General features: G+C 74.0%; 14 protein-coding genes. 13 read left to right on the plus strand and 1 reads right to left on the minus strand.

The features are described 5' to 3' along the window. Positions 1-9 precede the first annotated feature (9 nt). The 11 genes from ABFJ78_RS11515 to ABFJ78_RS11565 all read left to right on the plus strand — a co-directional run bounded on the left by ABFJ78_RS11515 (position 10) and on the right by ABFJ78_RS11565 (position 10,871). Positions 10-1,848 (plus strand): dynamin family protein, encoded by a 1,839-nt coding sequence (locus tag ABFJ78_RS11515; protein WP_436385878.1) that lies wholly within the window; start codon positions 10-12, stop codon positions 1,846-1,848. Further along, positions 1,845-3,320: a dynamin family protein gene (locus ABFJ78_RS11520; protein WP_436385879.1), complete on the plus strand. Its 1,476-nt coding sequence runs from the start codon at positions 1,845-1,847 to the stop codon at positions 3,318-3,320. The genes ABFJ78_RS11515 and ABFJ78_RS11520 overlap by 4 nt, the downstream gene beginning before the upstream one ends. Continuing rightward, complete coding sequence (locus tag ABFJ78_RS11525) at positions 3,317-4,558, plus strand: hypothetical protein (protein WP_436385880.1); 1,242 nt, start codon at positions 3,317-3,319, stop codon at positions 4,556-4,558. The genes ABFJ78_RS11520 and ABFJ78_RS11525 overlap by 4 nt, the downstream gene beginning before the upstream one ends. A 4-nt stretch (positions 4,559-4,562) precedes the next feature. Next, on the plus strand, positions 4,563-6,125 hold the full coding sequence (locus ABFJ78_RS11530; RefSeq protein WP_436385881.1) for an Hsp70 family protein: 1,563 nt from the start codon (positions 4,563-4,565) through the stop codon (positions 6,123-6,125). A gap of 171 nt (positions 6,126-6,296) precedes the next feature. Continuing rightward, a complete protein-coding gene (gene cutA / locus ABFJ78_RS11535) occupies positions 6,297-6,620 on the plus strand; it encodes a divalent-cation tolerance protein CutA (RefSeq protein ID WP_436385882.1) in 324 nt (107 codons plus the stop codon). A gap of 11 nt (positions 6,621-6,631) precedes the next feature. After that, positions 6,632-7,333 carry an RraA family protein gene (locus ABFJ78_RS11540; protein WP_436385883.1) on the plus strand — a complete coding sequence of 234 codons (702 nt, stop codon included), beginning with the start codon at positions 6,632-6,634 and terminating at the stop codon, positions 7,331-7,333. Positions 7,334-7,398: 65 nt separating this feature from the next. Further along, positions 7,399-7,863, plus strand: coding sequence for a DUF6292 family protein (locus ABFJ78_RS11545; RefSeq protein WP_436385884.1), 465 nt, complete (start codon positions 7,399-7,401; stop codon positions 7,861-7,863). 46 nt (positions 7,864-7,909) lie between these two features. After that, positions 7,910-8,554, plus strand: a complete 645-nt coding sequence (locus ABFJ78_RS11550; RefSeq protein WP_436385885.1) for a response regulator transcription factor — start codon at positions 7,910-7,912, stop codon at positions 8,552-8,554. Positions 8,555-8,626: 72 nt separating this feature from the next. Beyond that, positions 8,627-9,025, plus strand: a complete 399-nt coding sequence (locus ABFJ78_RS11555) for an ATP-binding protein (RefSeq protein ID WP_436385886.1) — start codon at positions 8,627-8,629, stop codon at positions 9,023-9,025. Between the two features lie 41 nt (positions 9,026-9,066). Continuing rightward, positions 9,067-10,500, plus strand: a complete 1,434-nt coding sequence (locus ABFJ78_RS11560) for a PAS domain-containing sensor histidine kinase (RefSeq protein ID WP_436385887.1) — start codon at positions 9,067-9,069, stop codon at positions 10,498-10,500. Beyond that, positions 10,497-10,871: a response regulator gene (locus ABFJ78_RS11565; protein WP_436385888.1), complete on the plus strand. Its 375-nt coding sequence runs from the start codon at positions 10,497-10,499 to the stop codon at positions 10,869-10,871. Before ABFJ78_RS11560 ends, ABFJ78_RS11565 begins: the two co-directional genes overlap by 4 nt. A gap of 4 nt (positions 10,872-10,875) precedes the next feature. On the opposite strand, the gene ABFJ78_RS11570 is transcribed toward ABFJ78_RS11565, so the two are convergent. Then, positions 10,876-11,268 (minus strand): STAS domain-containing protein, encoded by a 393-nt coding sequence (locus ABFJ78_RS11570; protein ID WP_436385889.1) that lies wholly within the window; start codon positions 11,266-11,268, stop codon positions 10,876-10,878. 251 nt (positions 11,269-11,519) lie between these two features. Between ABFJ78_RS11570 and ABFJ78_RS11575 the strand changes: the two genes are divergently transcribed. Both ABFJ78_RS11575 and ABFJ78_RS11580 read left to right on the plus strand, forming a co-directional pair. Then, the gene (locus tag ABFJ78_RS11575) at positions 11,520-11,828 is read left to right on the plus strand and encodes a DUF4326 domain-containing protein (RefSeq protein ID WP_436385890.1); all 309 of its coding nucleotides are present in this window, start codon (positions 11,520-11,522) and stop codon (positions 11,826-11,828) included. A 230-nt stretch (positions 11,829-12,058) separates the two neighbouring features. After that, complete coding sequence (locus tag ABFJ78_RS11580) at positions 12,059-14,542, plus strand: hypothetical protein (protein WP_436385891.1); 2,484 nt, start codon at positions 12,059-12,061, stop codon at positions 14,540-14,542. The last annotated feature ends 7 nt before the right edge of the window (positions 14,543-14,549 follow it).

The following is a 14,549-nucleotide window of genomic DNA, read 5'->3' on the forward strand; positions in this document are numbered from 1 at the left end:
GGAGCGGTCATGCAGGAGCCGAGCGGCGGGGGGCACATCGCCCTCGACACCCTCGACCTCGCCGTCAAGGGAGCGAAGGCCTACGGGCGGGACGACCTCGTCCAGCGCCTCACCGACGCCCGGCGCCTGCTGTCCGAACCGGACATCACCGTCTACGTCGTCGGGGAGTTCAAGCAGGGCAAGAGCTCGCTCATCAACGCCCTGCTGACCGCGAAGATCTGCCCGGTCGACGACGACATCGCGACCGCGGTGCCGACCGTCGTCCGCTACGCGCCGGAGTCCGGGGCTCTGGCGACCTACGAGCCGGCCGACCCGTCGTCGCCGCCGTGGACCGAGCGGATCTCCCTCGAAGACCTGCCGAACCACGTTTCCGAAGCCGGGAACCCCGGCAACGTCCGCAAGCTGAAGTCGGTCACGGCGTCGATCAGCCGCCAGCTGCTCTCCGGGGGGCTGGCGCTGGTCGACACCCCCGGCGTCGGCGGGCTCGGCTCGCTGCACAACGCCGTCACCGTCAGCTCGCTGCCGCGGGCGCACGCCGTCCTCTTCCTCTCCGACGCCTCCCAGGAACTCACCGGCGCCGAGCTGCGGTTCCTCCGGACGGTGAAAGAACTCTGCCCGACGGTCTTCTTCGTGCTGACCAAGATCGACCTCTACCCGCACTGGCGGCGCATCCTCGAGCTGAACGCCGGCCACCTCGAAGCGTGCGGGATCGCCATCGACACCGTCGCGGTCTCGTCCGAGCTGCGGACCGTCGCGGCCCGGTCGGCCGACCAGGAGATGAACGTCGAATCCGGCTTCCCGCAACTGGTCAAGTGCCTGCAGGGCGTCGTCGGGGACGCCGAGCGGTCCGCGCTGAACGCCGTCGGCCTGCACGTCGGGTCCGCGGTCGGGCAGCTGCACGCCTCGCTGCGCGCCCGCCGGACCGCGCTCGCCCACCCCGAGCAGTCCGCCGCGCTCGTCGCGGAGCTGGGCCGGGTCAACGACCGCGTCGACGCGCTGCGCAGCCAGTCCGCGAAGTGGCAGCAGCTGCTCTTCGACGGTTTCGCCGACATTTCGTCCGATGTGGACTACGACCTGCGCGCCCGCTCCCGCGGGGTGCTGCACGAGGCCGAAGAAGCCATCGAAGACGGCGACCCCGCCAAGAACTGGGAAGAGTTCGAGAAGTGGTTGCGCCAGCGCCTCGCGAACGAGACCCTCGAGAACTACACGACTTTCATCAAGCAAGCCCGCGGCCTCGCGGCCCGCGTCGCCGAGCACTTCGAGCTCGCCGAGTCCCAGGCCGTGCTGCCGCGCGAGGTCCAGGCACCGGTGACGGTGGTCGAGGAGATCGAGATCGACTCGTCGTTCACCGGCGTCAAGACCCGCGGCGCCACCGGGATGGCCGCCTTCCAGAAGGCCTACAGCGGCTTCCTCATGTTCTCCATGCTCACCAAGATGGCCGCGCTGGCCATCCCGACGCCGTTCGGCGTCGCGGCCGGCCTGCTCATGGGCCGATCCGGCTTCCTCGACGAACGCAAGCGGCAGCTGGAAAAACGCCGCGGCCTGGCGAAGACCGCCGTGCGCCGGTTCGTCGACGAGTTCAACCTCCAGGTGGGCAAGGACTCCCGCGACGCGATGCGGACCGTCCAAAGAGAACTCCGCGACGCCTACAGCGCCCGCGTCGAAGAACTCCAGCGGTCCCTCACCGAAGCGCTGGCGAACGCGAAGAAGGCCGTCCTCGACGACGACGCCGAGGCGACCGAGCTCAAGCGCCTCGAAGCCGACATCGAAGCCCTCGAAGTGCTCGGCCGCCGCGCCGACGAACTGACCGTCCGCAGCGCGCCGAGGCCCAAGGCGGTGGCCCGATGACCCCGCTCTACGTCCAGGTCCGCGGGTTCGTCGCCCGCGCGTGCGCCGGGTACGCCGGCACGCCCGCCGAGCCGCAGCTGCGGCAGATCGCCGGCCGGCTCGCCGAGCCGCTGCGCGTCGCCATCGCCGGCCGCGTCAAGGCGGGCAAGTCCACGCTGCTCAACGCACTGGTCGGGCAGGAGCTCGCGGCCACCGACGCGGGGGAGTGCACGCGGGTCGTCACCTGGTACCGCAACGGCCCGACCTACCGGATCATGCTGCACCCGGTCCGCGGGATCCCGCGCCAGCTGCCGTTCGGCCGGCTGTCCGGGACGCTCGGTCTCGAGCTCGGCATGGCGCCCGACGACGTCGACCGGCTGGTCGTCGACTGGCCGTCGCCCGCGCTGCGCGCGATGACCCTGATCGACACGCCCGGCCTCGGCTCGGCGCGCTCGGCGGTGTCCGGGCGCACCGAGGCGGCGCTGGTCCCCGAGGGCGACGGCGTCGGCACCGCGGACGCCGTCGTGTACCTGATGCGGCACGTCCACGGCGACGACGTCCGGTTCCTCGACGCCTTCCACGACGACCCGGCGCAGCGCCGCCCGGTGAACACGATCGGCGTGCTGTCCAAGGCCGACGAGGTCGGGCACGCCCGCCCCGACGCCCTCGACTCGGCGGAGAAGATCGCCGGCCGCTACGCCCGCGACCCCCGCGTGCGGGGGCTCTGCCAGACCGTCGTCCCGGTGGCCGGCCTGCTGGCCAGCTCGGCCGCGTCGCTGAAGGAGTCCGAGTACCGCGCCTTCCGGGTGCTGGCCGCCGCGCCCGAAGCCGAGGTGGCGCGGTTGCTCACCTCGGCCGACCGGTTCGCCCGCACGGAGTCCGAAGTGGACGTTCCGGCGGCCGCGCGCGCCGAGCTGCTGGGCCGCTACGGCCTCTTCGGCGTCCGGCTCGCGATCGAGCTGACCGGCAGCGGCCACGTGACCGGCGCGCGGGCGCTGTCGGGGGAGCTGCTGGCCCGCAGCGGCCTGCACCGGCTGCGCTCGCTGCTGACGTCCCAGTTCGCCGCGCGCGCCGACGTCCTCAAGGCGCGCTCGGCGCTGCAGGCGGTGGAACTGGTGCTGCGGGCCTACCCGGACCGCACCGGCGGGCTGCTGCACGAATGGGAGCGGATCGTCGCCGGCGCGCACGAGTTCGCCGAGATCCAGCTGATCGACGCGATCCGGCTCGGTGTCGTGCTGTTCACCACCGACGAGGCCCGGGACGCCGAACGGCTGCTCGGCGCGGCCGGCATCGACGTGCCGAGCCGGCTGAACCTGCCGGTGGACGCGGGCCGCGCCGCGGTCCGGCAGGCGGTCGGCGCGCAGCTGCTGAGGTGGCAGCGGCGCGCCGAACACCCCGCGTCCCCGCGCGACGTCCGGGACGCGGCCCGCGTCCTGGTGCGCACCTGCGAGGGAATCCTGCTCAGCGAAGCCCGGGCGGAGGTCTTGTCGTGAACGAGCTGCCGAAGAAGATCAAGCGGACGGCCGCGGCCGTCGCCGGCGCCGTCGCGTCGGAGGTCGCCGGGAACGTCCTCACCCCCGGGTCGCCCGGTGCGTCGGCGCCACCGCCGCGGCCGGAACCGGCCGCCGCGGAGACCGCGCACGAGGTGCCCGCCCACGAGTACGTGCCGGAGGTCGAGACCAGCACCGTCACCCGGGGCGAGGACGGTCACGTCGAAGCGCAGACCGGCACCGTCTGGCACCCGGAGACCACCGACGGCCTGCCGCTGGAGGAACTGCCGACCGTCGAGGAGTTCGAGCAGATCGAAGTCCGCGAAGACGAGTTCGGCAACTTCATCATCGACGCGACCGAGCGGTTCGTGGTGCACACCAACGGCCACGACGAGGTGTACACCGACCACCAGCACCTCGTCGTCCCCGGGGACGGGACACCGGGCGACACGGACATCGACATCGTCCAGGACGCCGACGTCGTCATCCACGAAAACCCGGACGGCACGATCACCGTGGAGCACCAGGGCTCGCTGACCTACGAGCTCACCCCGGACGCGCCGGGGCACGGCGACATCGAGATCTTCCAGGACGAGACGGTGCTCCTCGACGAGGCCGAAACCGGGCCGCCCGGGATCGACGTCGGGGTCACCGTGGACCAGCAGGCCCGGGCCGACGACCCGTTCGGTGAGCCGGCCGGCCCGACCATCCACCAGACCGAGGTGATCGCCGACAAGGGCCGCGGCGCGACGGTGACCGCGCAGGTCACCGCGCCGGCGCCGGCGCTGCCCGGGCCGCCCGCGGCGCCGGTCGTGACGTTCGGCCGTCAGCCGTCCACAGTGGACGCGCCGGCGCCGCCGCCGGTCGCCGTCGAGACGACGACGCTCGCGGCCTCGAACTCGCTGTCCGAGCACCCGGTGGTGAAGCACAGTTTCGCGACCGAGCCCGAGCCGAAGCACCACGACGCCGGCGAGGTCACCGGCAGCCGGCCGCACCCCGCGGAGCAGGAGCGGGAGCACCCCTTCGAACCGCCGCGGCGCCGCGAGCACGAGCCGGACCACGAGCCGGCGCCGGACCGCGCGCCGGCCGCCGGTCACCCGCCGGACGACCCGCCGCCGGAGCCGCACGACCGGCCGCCGGTGGAACCGCCCGGCCCGCCGGAGCACGAAGACCACCTCGAGGACCCGGAGCCGGCTCCGGCGGACCACCCGACTTTCGAGCACACGCACGGCGGAGGCTGACAAAATGGGCTACGGACTGGGCATCGACCTCGGCACGACCTTCACGGCCGCCGCCGTCGACAGCGCCGGCCACGTCGAAATGGTGTCGCTCGGCGACCGCACGGCGGCCATCCCGTCGGTGGTGCTGCTGCGGGCCGACGGCGGCGTGCTGGTCGGCGACGCGGCGAGCCGGCGCGCGGCGGTCGAGCCGGACCGCGTCGCGCGGGAGTTCAAGCGGCGGCTCGGCGACCCGACGCCGGTGCTGCTCGGCGGCGCGCCGCACTCGGTGGCGTCGCTGATGGCGCACCTGCTCGGGTACGTGGTGCGGACGGTCGCCGGGCAGCAGGGCGGCCGGCCCGACCGGATCACGCTGACGCACCCGGCGAACTGGGGGCCGTACAAGCGGGAGCTGTTCGAGCAGGTGCCGCGGCTGACCGGGATCGACCGCGTCGGCCTGATCACCGAGCCCGAAGCGGCGGCGGCGCACTACGCGGCGCAGGAGCGGCTGGACGACGGCGCGGTCGTCGCGGTGTACGACCTGGGCGGTGGCACGTTCGACGCGACCGTGCTCCGCAAGCGGGGCGCCGGGTTCGAGATCCTCGGTTCGCCGGAGGGCATCGAGGGACTCGGCGGCGTCGACTTCGACGAGGCCGTGTTCGGGCACGTCGACCGGGCGCTGGACGGGAAGCTGTCGCAGATCGACCCGGACGACCCGGGCGCGGTGGCGGCGGTGGTGCGGCTGCGCCAGGAGTGCGTGCTGGCGAAGGAGGCGTTGTCGGCCGACACGGAGGCGGCGGTGCCGGTGCTGCTGCCGTCGGTGCAGACGGAGGTCCGGCTGACCCGCGGCGAGTTCGAGGAGATGATCCGCCCGTCGATCACGGCGACGATCGGCTCGCTGCACCGGGCGCTGCGGTCGGCGAACCTCCGCCCGGCGGACCTCGGCGCGGTCCTGCTGGTCGGCGGCTCGTCCCGGATCCCGCTGGTGTCCCAGCTGGTCTCGGCGGAGCTCGGCCGCCCGACGGCGGTGGACATCCACCCGAAGTACGGCGTGGCCCTCGGCGCGGCGGCCCTGGCGTCGGGCCGGTCGGGCCTGGTCCAGGCGACGCGCGCCCAGCCGGTGCCGCCGCCCCCGCTCCCGGTCCCGCGCGTGCCGGCGCCCCGCGAGGAGACACGGGAGCCGGCGACCCCGGGTTTCGGCGCGGGGGCACCACCGCCGTCGCTGGGCCGGGCCAAGTCCGAGGCGAGCCCGGGCCGCCGGGCATCGCGCCGCGGGGTGGTCGTGGGGCTGTGCGCGGTGGCGGTGGTGGCGATCGGCGGCGTGGCGGTGGCGGTGAGCAGTTCCGGCGGAGGAGGGGCGGGAAGCACCCCGCCGGCTTCGAGTTCGGCGACCGAGACACCGACGCTGGTGACGTTGCCGTCCCCGGAGGCACCGGAGACGACGCACGCGACGGTGGCGGCCCCGCACTCGAACCCACCGGCAACGACCCGGCGCAAGACCCCGCCGCGGACGACGACGCCGACGCGCACGACAACACCGACGACGACCACGACGCCGACGACCACGACGACCGCGAAGCCCACGACTTGAGCCCTGCGGGCGGGGAATGGGGCCATCGGCTTCCGTGGCCGGAAGCGCCCGGTGCGCGGCCGCCGGGGTCGGGCCAGGCGGCCGGGTCGGCGGCAAGTGCGGTTCGGGGGCCGGCCCGGCCGCCTGATCCGGCTCGCCGCCGAGGGGAGCGCCGCCGGTAACCTCGCGCCCATGGCGGCAGAGCACGTGATCGTGACGTCCACGACCGACTCCGAGACCGCGGCCCGCGAGCTGGCCGCGAAGGCGATCGAAGAACGCCTCGGCGCCTGCGCGCAGATCGTCGGCCCCGTGACCAGCGTCTACCGCTGGGACGGCGAGGTGCGGACCGACCAGGAATGGCGCGTCGAAATCAAGACGACGGCCGCCGGGGTGCCCGCGCTGACCGAGCGCATCGGGCAGCTGCACGGCTACGACCTGCCGGAGGTCGTCGCGACGCCGATCGTCGGCGGCAGCGCCGCGTATCTCTCCTGGCTCACCACCGAAACCACTGGCTAGATTCTCCGAGCATGGAAGACCTTCGCCAGCGCTTCGAAACCCTCACCACCGCCCACCTCGCCGACGCCTGCGTCCGCGCCGGCCTCCCGGTGCGCTGCGCCCCGGCGCCGACGCGCGCGGTCGTGCCCGGCACCCGCCTGCTCGGGCCCGCGATCCCGGCGCGCCACGTCGGCAGCGTCGACGTCTTCCTGGAGGCCTTCGAGCACGCCGTCCCCGGCGGTGTCCTGGTGGTCGACAACGGCGGCCGCCTCGACGAAAGCTGCGTCGGCGACCTCGTCGTCCTCGAAGCGCGCGCCGCCGGGCTCGCCGGCGTCGTGATCTGGGGCCTGCACCGCGACACCGCGGACGTCCGCGCGATCGGGCTGCCGGTGTTCAGCCTCGGGTCGATCCCCACCGGCCCGCTCAGCCTCGGCCCGCGCGTCGACGGCGGTCTGGCCGAAGCGATCGTCGGGACCTGGCGCATCGGGCCGCGGGACCTGGTGGCCGGCGACGACGACGGCGTCGTCTTCCTCCCGCTGGACCGCGCGAGCGAGCTTTTCACCCTCGCCGAAGGCATCCGCGACACCGAACGCCGCCAGGCCGACCGGATCCGGGCCGGCGAGCCGCTGCGGCAGCAGGTCCGCTTCGCCGACTTCCTCGCCGCGCGCGACGCGGATCCGGCGCTGACGTTCCGCGCGCACCTGCGCGCCGTCGGCGGCGCGATCGAGGAGTAACCCGGAAGTGTGATCTTCGCCCGAAGGGGGTATCCCGGCGCTGCGGCGGCGTGGGAGGCGAGATCATGGACACCCTCATCGACTTCGGCAGGGACATCGAATACCACTTCGCCCGCGGCCTGCGGGCCTACCTCGCCCGGGTCGCCCGCGCCGTCGGCGTCGGGTTCGAGTCGTGTTCGCTCGATCTCGAGGTGCCCACCTCCGGCTACGTGGCGCTCGACCGCGCCCTCCCGGACCTGCCGGGGCACGACCTGGCGCTGATCTGGGACGAGGTGCACGGCTGGTCGGCGGTCGTCGAGCCCGCGGGCGGCGGCGCGCCGAAGGTGCTCGCCTACCTCGGCGGGACCGAGGTGCTGCCGTCGCCGCGCGCGGTCGCGCGGTTCCTCGACGTGCTGCGGCTCGCCGGCCCGCCCGCCGGCTCCTTCCGGCCGCCGGTGTTCCGGGCGGCCGGCCGCCACGAAGACCTCGTCGACTGGCTGCCGGTCACCGGCCCCGAAGGCCTGTTGCGGCCGAGCTCGCCGGCGTGGTGACACCTAAGATGGGGCCGGCAGCGACTCCGTCCACCGAGGGAACCCCGTGACCAGCGCCGAACCGAGTCCCGTCCGCGTCCTCCTGGTGGAGGACCACGACATGGTCGCCGAGGCGCTGCAGCAGGCCCTCGACCGCGCCGACGGGATCACGGTCGTCGGCCGCGCCCGCTCCCGTGCCGAAGCCGTCGCCGACACGCGTGAGCACGAGCCGGACGTCGTCCTGCTCGACCGGCGCCTCGCCGACGGTGACGCGCTCGGCGTCGTCGCGCAGCTCGGCGAGACCGGCGCGCGGGTGCTGGTGCTGACCGGGGACGCGACGCCGTCGGTCGCCGTGCAGGTCGCGAAGGCCGGCGGCGCGGGGCTGCTGCTGAAGTCGTCGCAGCTGGGCGTGCTGGAGTCCGCGGTGCGCGACGTGGCCGCCGGCGGCGTGGTCTTCGACGCCGAGCTGCTGCCCGAGATCTTCGACCGGCTCACCGGCCGGGGGCCCGCCCGCGGCGCGGAGCTGACCGCGCGGGAGCGCGAAACCCTCGACCTGCTCGCGGAGGGCGCGACGACCGAGGAGATCGGCGAGCGGCTGGGCGTCTCCCGCAACACCACGCGCAACCACGTCCAGCGCGTGCTGGAGAAGCTCGGCGCGCGGTCGAAGCTCGAAGCGGTCGCCGTGGCCCGCCGGGAGGGCTTGATCGGCTGATGCACCTGCACCAGTGACGCGGCCGGGGTTTGCATCTCGTGCGGCGCCGCGCCGCCCGGCAGGCTGGACGCCGTGGAGACCCCGGCGCCGCTGACCGCGGAGTGCGCCCTGACCGATCCGGCCGGCGGCCTGGCCGTCGTGCGCCGGTTCGCGCGGCTCACGCTGACGGCCTGGGCCTGCGACTCCGTCGTGGACGACGCGCTGCTGCTGCTCACCGAGCTCGCGACCAACGCCCTGCAGCACGGCGCCGGCCGGCCGGTTCTCCGGCTGAGCGTCGGGGCCGGGCACGTGCGCATCGAGGTGTTCGACGACGACCCGGCGCCGCCGGTGCGGCGCGCGCCCGGCGCCGACGGCGGCTGGGGCCTGGCGCTGGTCGAGCGGCTGTCGCTGGCCTGGGGAACCGCGCGCCACGGCCTGGGAAAGGTGGTCTGGTGTGCGCTGTCCGCGCCGTCGGCCGAGCTCGCCGGCTGACGCGCCGTGCCGGCCGGGCGCCCATCCGGCAGAGTTGCCCCATGGACGACGACGGGCGCGACGACCGGTTGCGGCTGCTGGTGCGCAGCGTCCAGGACTACGCGATCTTCCTGCTCGATCCCGAGGGCCGGATCGCGAGCTGGAACGCGGGCGCGGAGCGGATCAAGGGCTGGACCGCCGAGGAGATCATCGGGCAGCACTTTTCGGTGTTCTACCCGCCGGAGGACGTGGCGGCGGGGAAGCCGGCGTGGGAGCTGGAGACCGCGGCCCGGGAGGGCCGGCTGGAGGACGAGGGGTGGCGGGTCCGGAAGGACGGGACCCGGTTCTGGGCGAACGTGGTGATCACGGCGCTGTTCGACGACAAGCACCGGCTCGAGGGGTTCGGGAAGGTCACCCGCGACATGACGGAACGCCGCGCCGCCGAGGATGCCCTGCGCGAGAGCGAGGAGCGGTTCCGGCTCCTGGTGCAGAACGTCCAGGACTACGGGATCTTCATGCTCGACCCGGGCGGGCACATCTCGAGCTGGAACGCCGGAGCCGAGCGGATCAAGGGCTGGGCCGCCGAGGAGATCATCGGGCAGCACTTTTCGGTGTTCTACCCGCCGGAGGACGTGGCGGCGGGGAAGCCGGCGTGGGAGCTGGAGACCGCGGCCCGGGAGGGCCGGCTGGAGGACGAGGGGTGGCGGGTCCGGAAGGACGGGACCCGGTTCTGGGCGAACGTGGTGATCACGGCGCTGTTCGACGACAAGCACCGGTTGCAGGGCTTCGGGAAGGTCACTCGTGACATGACCGAGCGCCGCAACGCCGAGCAGGCCCTGCGCGAACGCCGCCGGCTCGTCGGCCACCTCGTCGACGCCCAGGAGGTCGAACGGCGCCGGATCGCCTGGGACGTCCACGACGAGTCGATCCAGTCCATGGTCGCCGTCGGCATGCGCCTGCAGCTGCTCGCCTCCCGGCTGCCGGAGCCGCACGCGAGCGCCGTCACCGGGCTGGACGAGTCCGTGCAGGCCGCCATCGGCAGGCTGCGGGGCCTGGTGTCCCGGCTGCGGCCGCCCGAGCTCGACCGGCACGGCCTGGTCGAGGCGGTGTCCGGCTACGTCGACGACGTCGCGGACCGCTGGGGGCTGGCGCACTCGGTGACGGACGAGCTCACCGACGAGCCGTCCCCGGAAGCCGCGATCACCGTGTACCGGATCTGCCAGGAAGCGCTCAGCAACGTCCACAAGCACGCGCGCGCCACCCGCGTCGACCTCCGGCTGTCCACAGTGGACAACGGGACGCTCGTGCGGATCACCGACGACGGCGTCGGCATGGCCGCCGACGACGCCGCCGCCGGTCACTTCGGGCTGGTCGAAATGTACGAACGCGCCGAAGCGGCGCACGGCTGGCTGTCGGTGACGAGCGCGCCGAACCGCGGCACGACCGTCGAGTTCTGGCTGCCGATGCTGCCCGACGTGCCGGGTCCGGAATCATGACCGAGGTGCGGGTGCTGATCTCCGACGACGACGAGATGATCCGGGCGGTCCTCAAGGAGGTCCTCGACTCGGAGGCCGACATCGCCGTGGTCGCGGTCGCCGAAGACGCCGACGAGGCGATCCGGCTCGCCGAGCACCACCGGCCCGCGGTCGCGGTGCTCGACGTCCGGATGCCGGGCGGCGGCGGGGCCAGGGCGGCGCGCGAGATCGCCCGGCGCAGCCCGGACACCGCCATCCTCGCCTTCTCGGCCTACGCCGACCGGGCCTCGATGGCCGGGCTGGCCGCGGCCGGCGTCACCGAGTACCTGGTGAAGGGCGTGCCGAACGCGAAGATCGTCGAAGCCGTCCGGCGGCTCGGGCGGGCGTCGTGAGCGGTCAGCCGACCGGCCGGGGGCTCATCACCCCGTAGAAGTCCATCGGCAGCACCGTGAACAGCCGCCGCACCGCGCGCGAGCGGCCGGGGTCGACCGTGAGGCGCGCGCCGGCGGCGTCGGCGAGGAGCTGGGCGCGCAGCAGCGAGTTCAGCCCGGCGACGGAGATGAACGTGACGCCGGAGAGGTCGACGACGACCTCGTCGACGGCACCGCGGATGCGGGACTGCAGGAGTTCGTCGAGCCGGCGCGCGGTGCTCAGGTCGACCTCGCCGCTCACCCGGACGAGGACGGTGCGCGGGGCGGGGCGCGAAACGCGCAGGGTCATGCGGCCGGCGTCGATCCAGCCGGGGGCGGAGATGAGCTCGTGGTCGGCCGGGCGAGGTTCGGGAACCATCGCGGCACACCCTTTCGTCAGACGGCGGGAGCGAGCCGGACGTGGGGCGGAAGGGTGCCGGTCAAGGCAGCCTGCCGGCCCGGGCGCGGAAACGTCCGGCAGCGGCTGACGGCTCAACCGTGAGCCCTCATGGTAGTGCATATGCACTAGGTGGACCACCGGGGCGCACCTTGCCGACCGCAACGGGGGACAGGCGCGAGCCGCGCCGGCGTCCCCGGCGTGCCAGGCTGACCGGCGAGGAAGGAGCACGCATGCCCACCACCGTCGTCAACCTGAAGGGCCACCGCGACGACCCGGAGTACGCCGACGTCGTCTACGTCGGGCGGCCGATGCACCGGGGCGGCTGGCACCTCGCCGGGTCGGAGCTCGCCAGCCCGTTCCGCCCGGGCCCGGACGGTACCCGCGAGGAGGTGCTGGCCAAGTACCGCGAGCACCTGCTGTCCCGGCCGGACCTGCTCGCGCTGCTGCCGGACCTGCGCGGGAAGCGCCTCGGGTGCTGGTGCGTCCCCGAACCGTGCCACGCCCAGGTGATCGCCGAGATCGCGGATCACGGGCCGTAACGATCCACACCCCCTCCGCGAGTGCTGCGCTGTTCGTTACCGATCCGACCACAGTCACGGCCGAACGACTTCGCGGCAACGTCGCGTTTCGCTCGGGGGCGGCCTACTTCTGGCCGGATCGGTAACCTGACGACACGAGGGGGTGATCGACGGTGTCCGCGCGACGACCCGGGGGCTTCGATCAAGCGGAACTTCCGGCGGCTCACCGGATCCGGTGGTGGGTCGCGGCGGTGGCGGCGGGACTCGTCGCGGCCGGGTTCGCCGTCGTGCCGTACCTGCCGTTCTTCCAGGGCTGGACGTTCGTCCGCGACCCGAAGGTCGCGAGCGTCATCACCTGGACCGTGCTGCAGACGTCCGTCGTGGTCGTCGCCGCGGTGCTGACGCTCTACTTCATCGGCCGGGCGCGCCTCGAAGCCGCGGCCTTCCGCGCCAACCAGATCGACATCCGGCTCTTCGCCGACGAACGCCCCGAAGGCAGCCACGACCGCGAGGTCGACTCCGCGGTCGAGCTGACCGCCGCGTTCAAGCGGATCCTCAACGACTCGCGGCTCTACACGCCGACGCCGGTGCCGGGCGTCGGCGGCTCCTACGACTTCATCCAGATCGTCGAGCACGCCGGCGACGCCGCGGAAGGCTGGTGGAAGGCCGCGACCAAGCTGGTCCGGCTCGCCCAGCCGCCCGCCGCGTTCACCGTGACCGGGACCGTCCGGCCGGGCAACACCACCGGCCGCCACCAGCTGATCCTCGAGCTCGTCCGCGTCCCGCGGTTCGCCGCGAGCCCGCTGGTGATCGAGGACGAGAACTGGCCGCGCGTGCTGCACCGCGCGGCCAACGCCGTCGCCGCGCTCGTCATCCCGCGCAGCGCCTACGTCCGCACCAACATCCACTGGGCGGCCTGGCGGGGCGCGAAGATCCCGTACGAGCTGTTCGACGCCTACCAGCGCGCCAACCACTTCATCACCCACCGCCGCTACGACGAAGCCCTCGCCGAGTACTACCGCGCGGTGAGCCTCGACCCGTCGAACGTCTACATCAGACTCGAGATCGCCGCCCTGCAGGAGCAGCTCGACCTGCACCTCGACGCGCTCGCGACCTACGACGACGTGATCACCGTGTGCAGCCGGGGCCACCCGGCGCTGGCCCGCTGGTGGATCGGCCCGGACTTCGCGCGCCAGCCGCGGCACGCGGGCCGCGGGCGCGCCGTCGCGCTGCTGATCGCCCGCTACCGGCACGCGCTCGTGCTCGGCCACGGCGACTCCGTGGCCGGCTCGTGGTGGGTGCGGCGCACGACGGCGGGCGCGCCGGGCGACGCGCGGGCGCTGCGCCGCGCCGAGCTGCGGACGGCGCTGGAGCTGCGCTTCCGCCGCTACGTCGACCTCGACGTGCGGGTGCGGCCGTACGCGATCCCGCCGGAGAAACGGCTCGAACTGCACCGCCGCGTGCTGAAGGTGCCGGTCGAGGAGATCGTCGTCCACGAGGCGACGCCGGAGCGGCTGGCGGAGTACAACCAGCGCGCCGCCGAGATGCGGTCGTACCTCGGCGCGCTGTCGCAGTACGAGATCGAACGGCTCATCGCGGACTACCGCCGGTTCGGCCGGCGCTGGCGCAGCAGCTGGCACCAGCTGACGAACCGCGCGCTCGACCTCTCGCTGGTCTGGGCCGTGGTGCGCCGCGCGATGGCCGACGTCGAGCCGGTGACCGGCGCGGTCCCGGTGCCCCAGCCCGCCTACCCGGCCAGCCGGGTGCGGCTGGCCGACGTCTGCCCGGACCGGCGCTGGCCGCCGGATCCCCAGGCTCTCGACGACACCGTCGAAGCCGCGGGCCCGCGCAAGTCGTGGGAGGAGTGCTACAACGCGGCCAGCGTGTACGCCGTCGCGATGCTCGAAGTCGGCCCGCGCGGCGAGCGCGACCTCCGCGACCGCGCGCGCAACCCGCGTCTGGTCGGCGAAGCGCGGGACGAAGTGGCCCGCCGCGCGGTCCGCGAGCTCTACCACGCGGCGACGATCAGCCACAGCGGCCGGCTGCCGGAGCGCCGGTCGTGGGTGATGGGGGAGGACCCCGACCTCGTCGCGCTGCGCGGGCACGAGCTGTTCCGGGTCTTCGAGATGGTCACGTTCTCCCCGGACCGCGCCGCGCCGCTGCGGCCGCAGCGCGCGCACGTCTGGGAGCAGGTCAGCTACGTCCGGCGGCTCGTCGGCGAGATCGCGGCGTGCCGCGCGCACTGCTGGCGTGCCCGGGCCGCCGACGCCGGGCCGGACGACCGGACGCTCGACCGCTGGCGCTCGGCCGACCGGGACGCCTGGCGCAAGCTGGCCGAGCTCGCGACCGGCAAGCAGGACTGGTTCACGCGCTACCAGGCGATCTGCGCGTTCCGCGCGTGGTCGGCCGACTCCGGCTACCCGGGATCGATCGCGGGTTTCCCGCTGTACAGCGAAGAACGGCTGCACGCCCAGCTGCGCGGCGCGGCCGGCCGGCGCGGGAAGACGGGCCTGGACGCCGACATCGTCGTCCGCGAGTACGTCCGCCTGTGCGACCAGCGGCTCGACCAGCTGGCGGCCGATATCGCCGAGCTGACCGAGCAGTCCCCGGTCACCGGCTTCGCGGCGTGCGCCGACCTGTGGACGGCGCTGAGCGCGTGGTTCGACGACGACATCGCCGACGGCTCGTCGGCCGCCGAGCGGCGCGAACGGTTCCGCAAGCTCGCCCGGCCGTAGGGTGGTC

The sequence above is a fragment of the Amycolatopsis sp. MEPSY49 genome (genome assembly GCF_051337345.1).
Lineage (GTDB): Bacteria > Actinomycetota > Actinomycetes > Mycobacteriales > Pseudonocardiaceae > Amycolatopsis.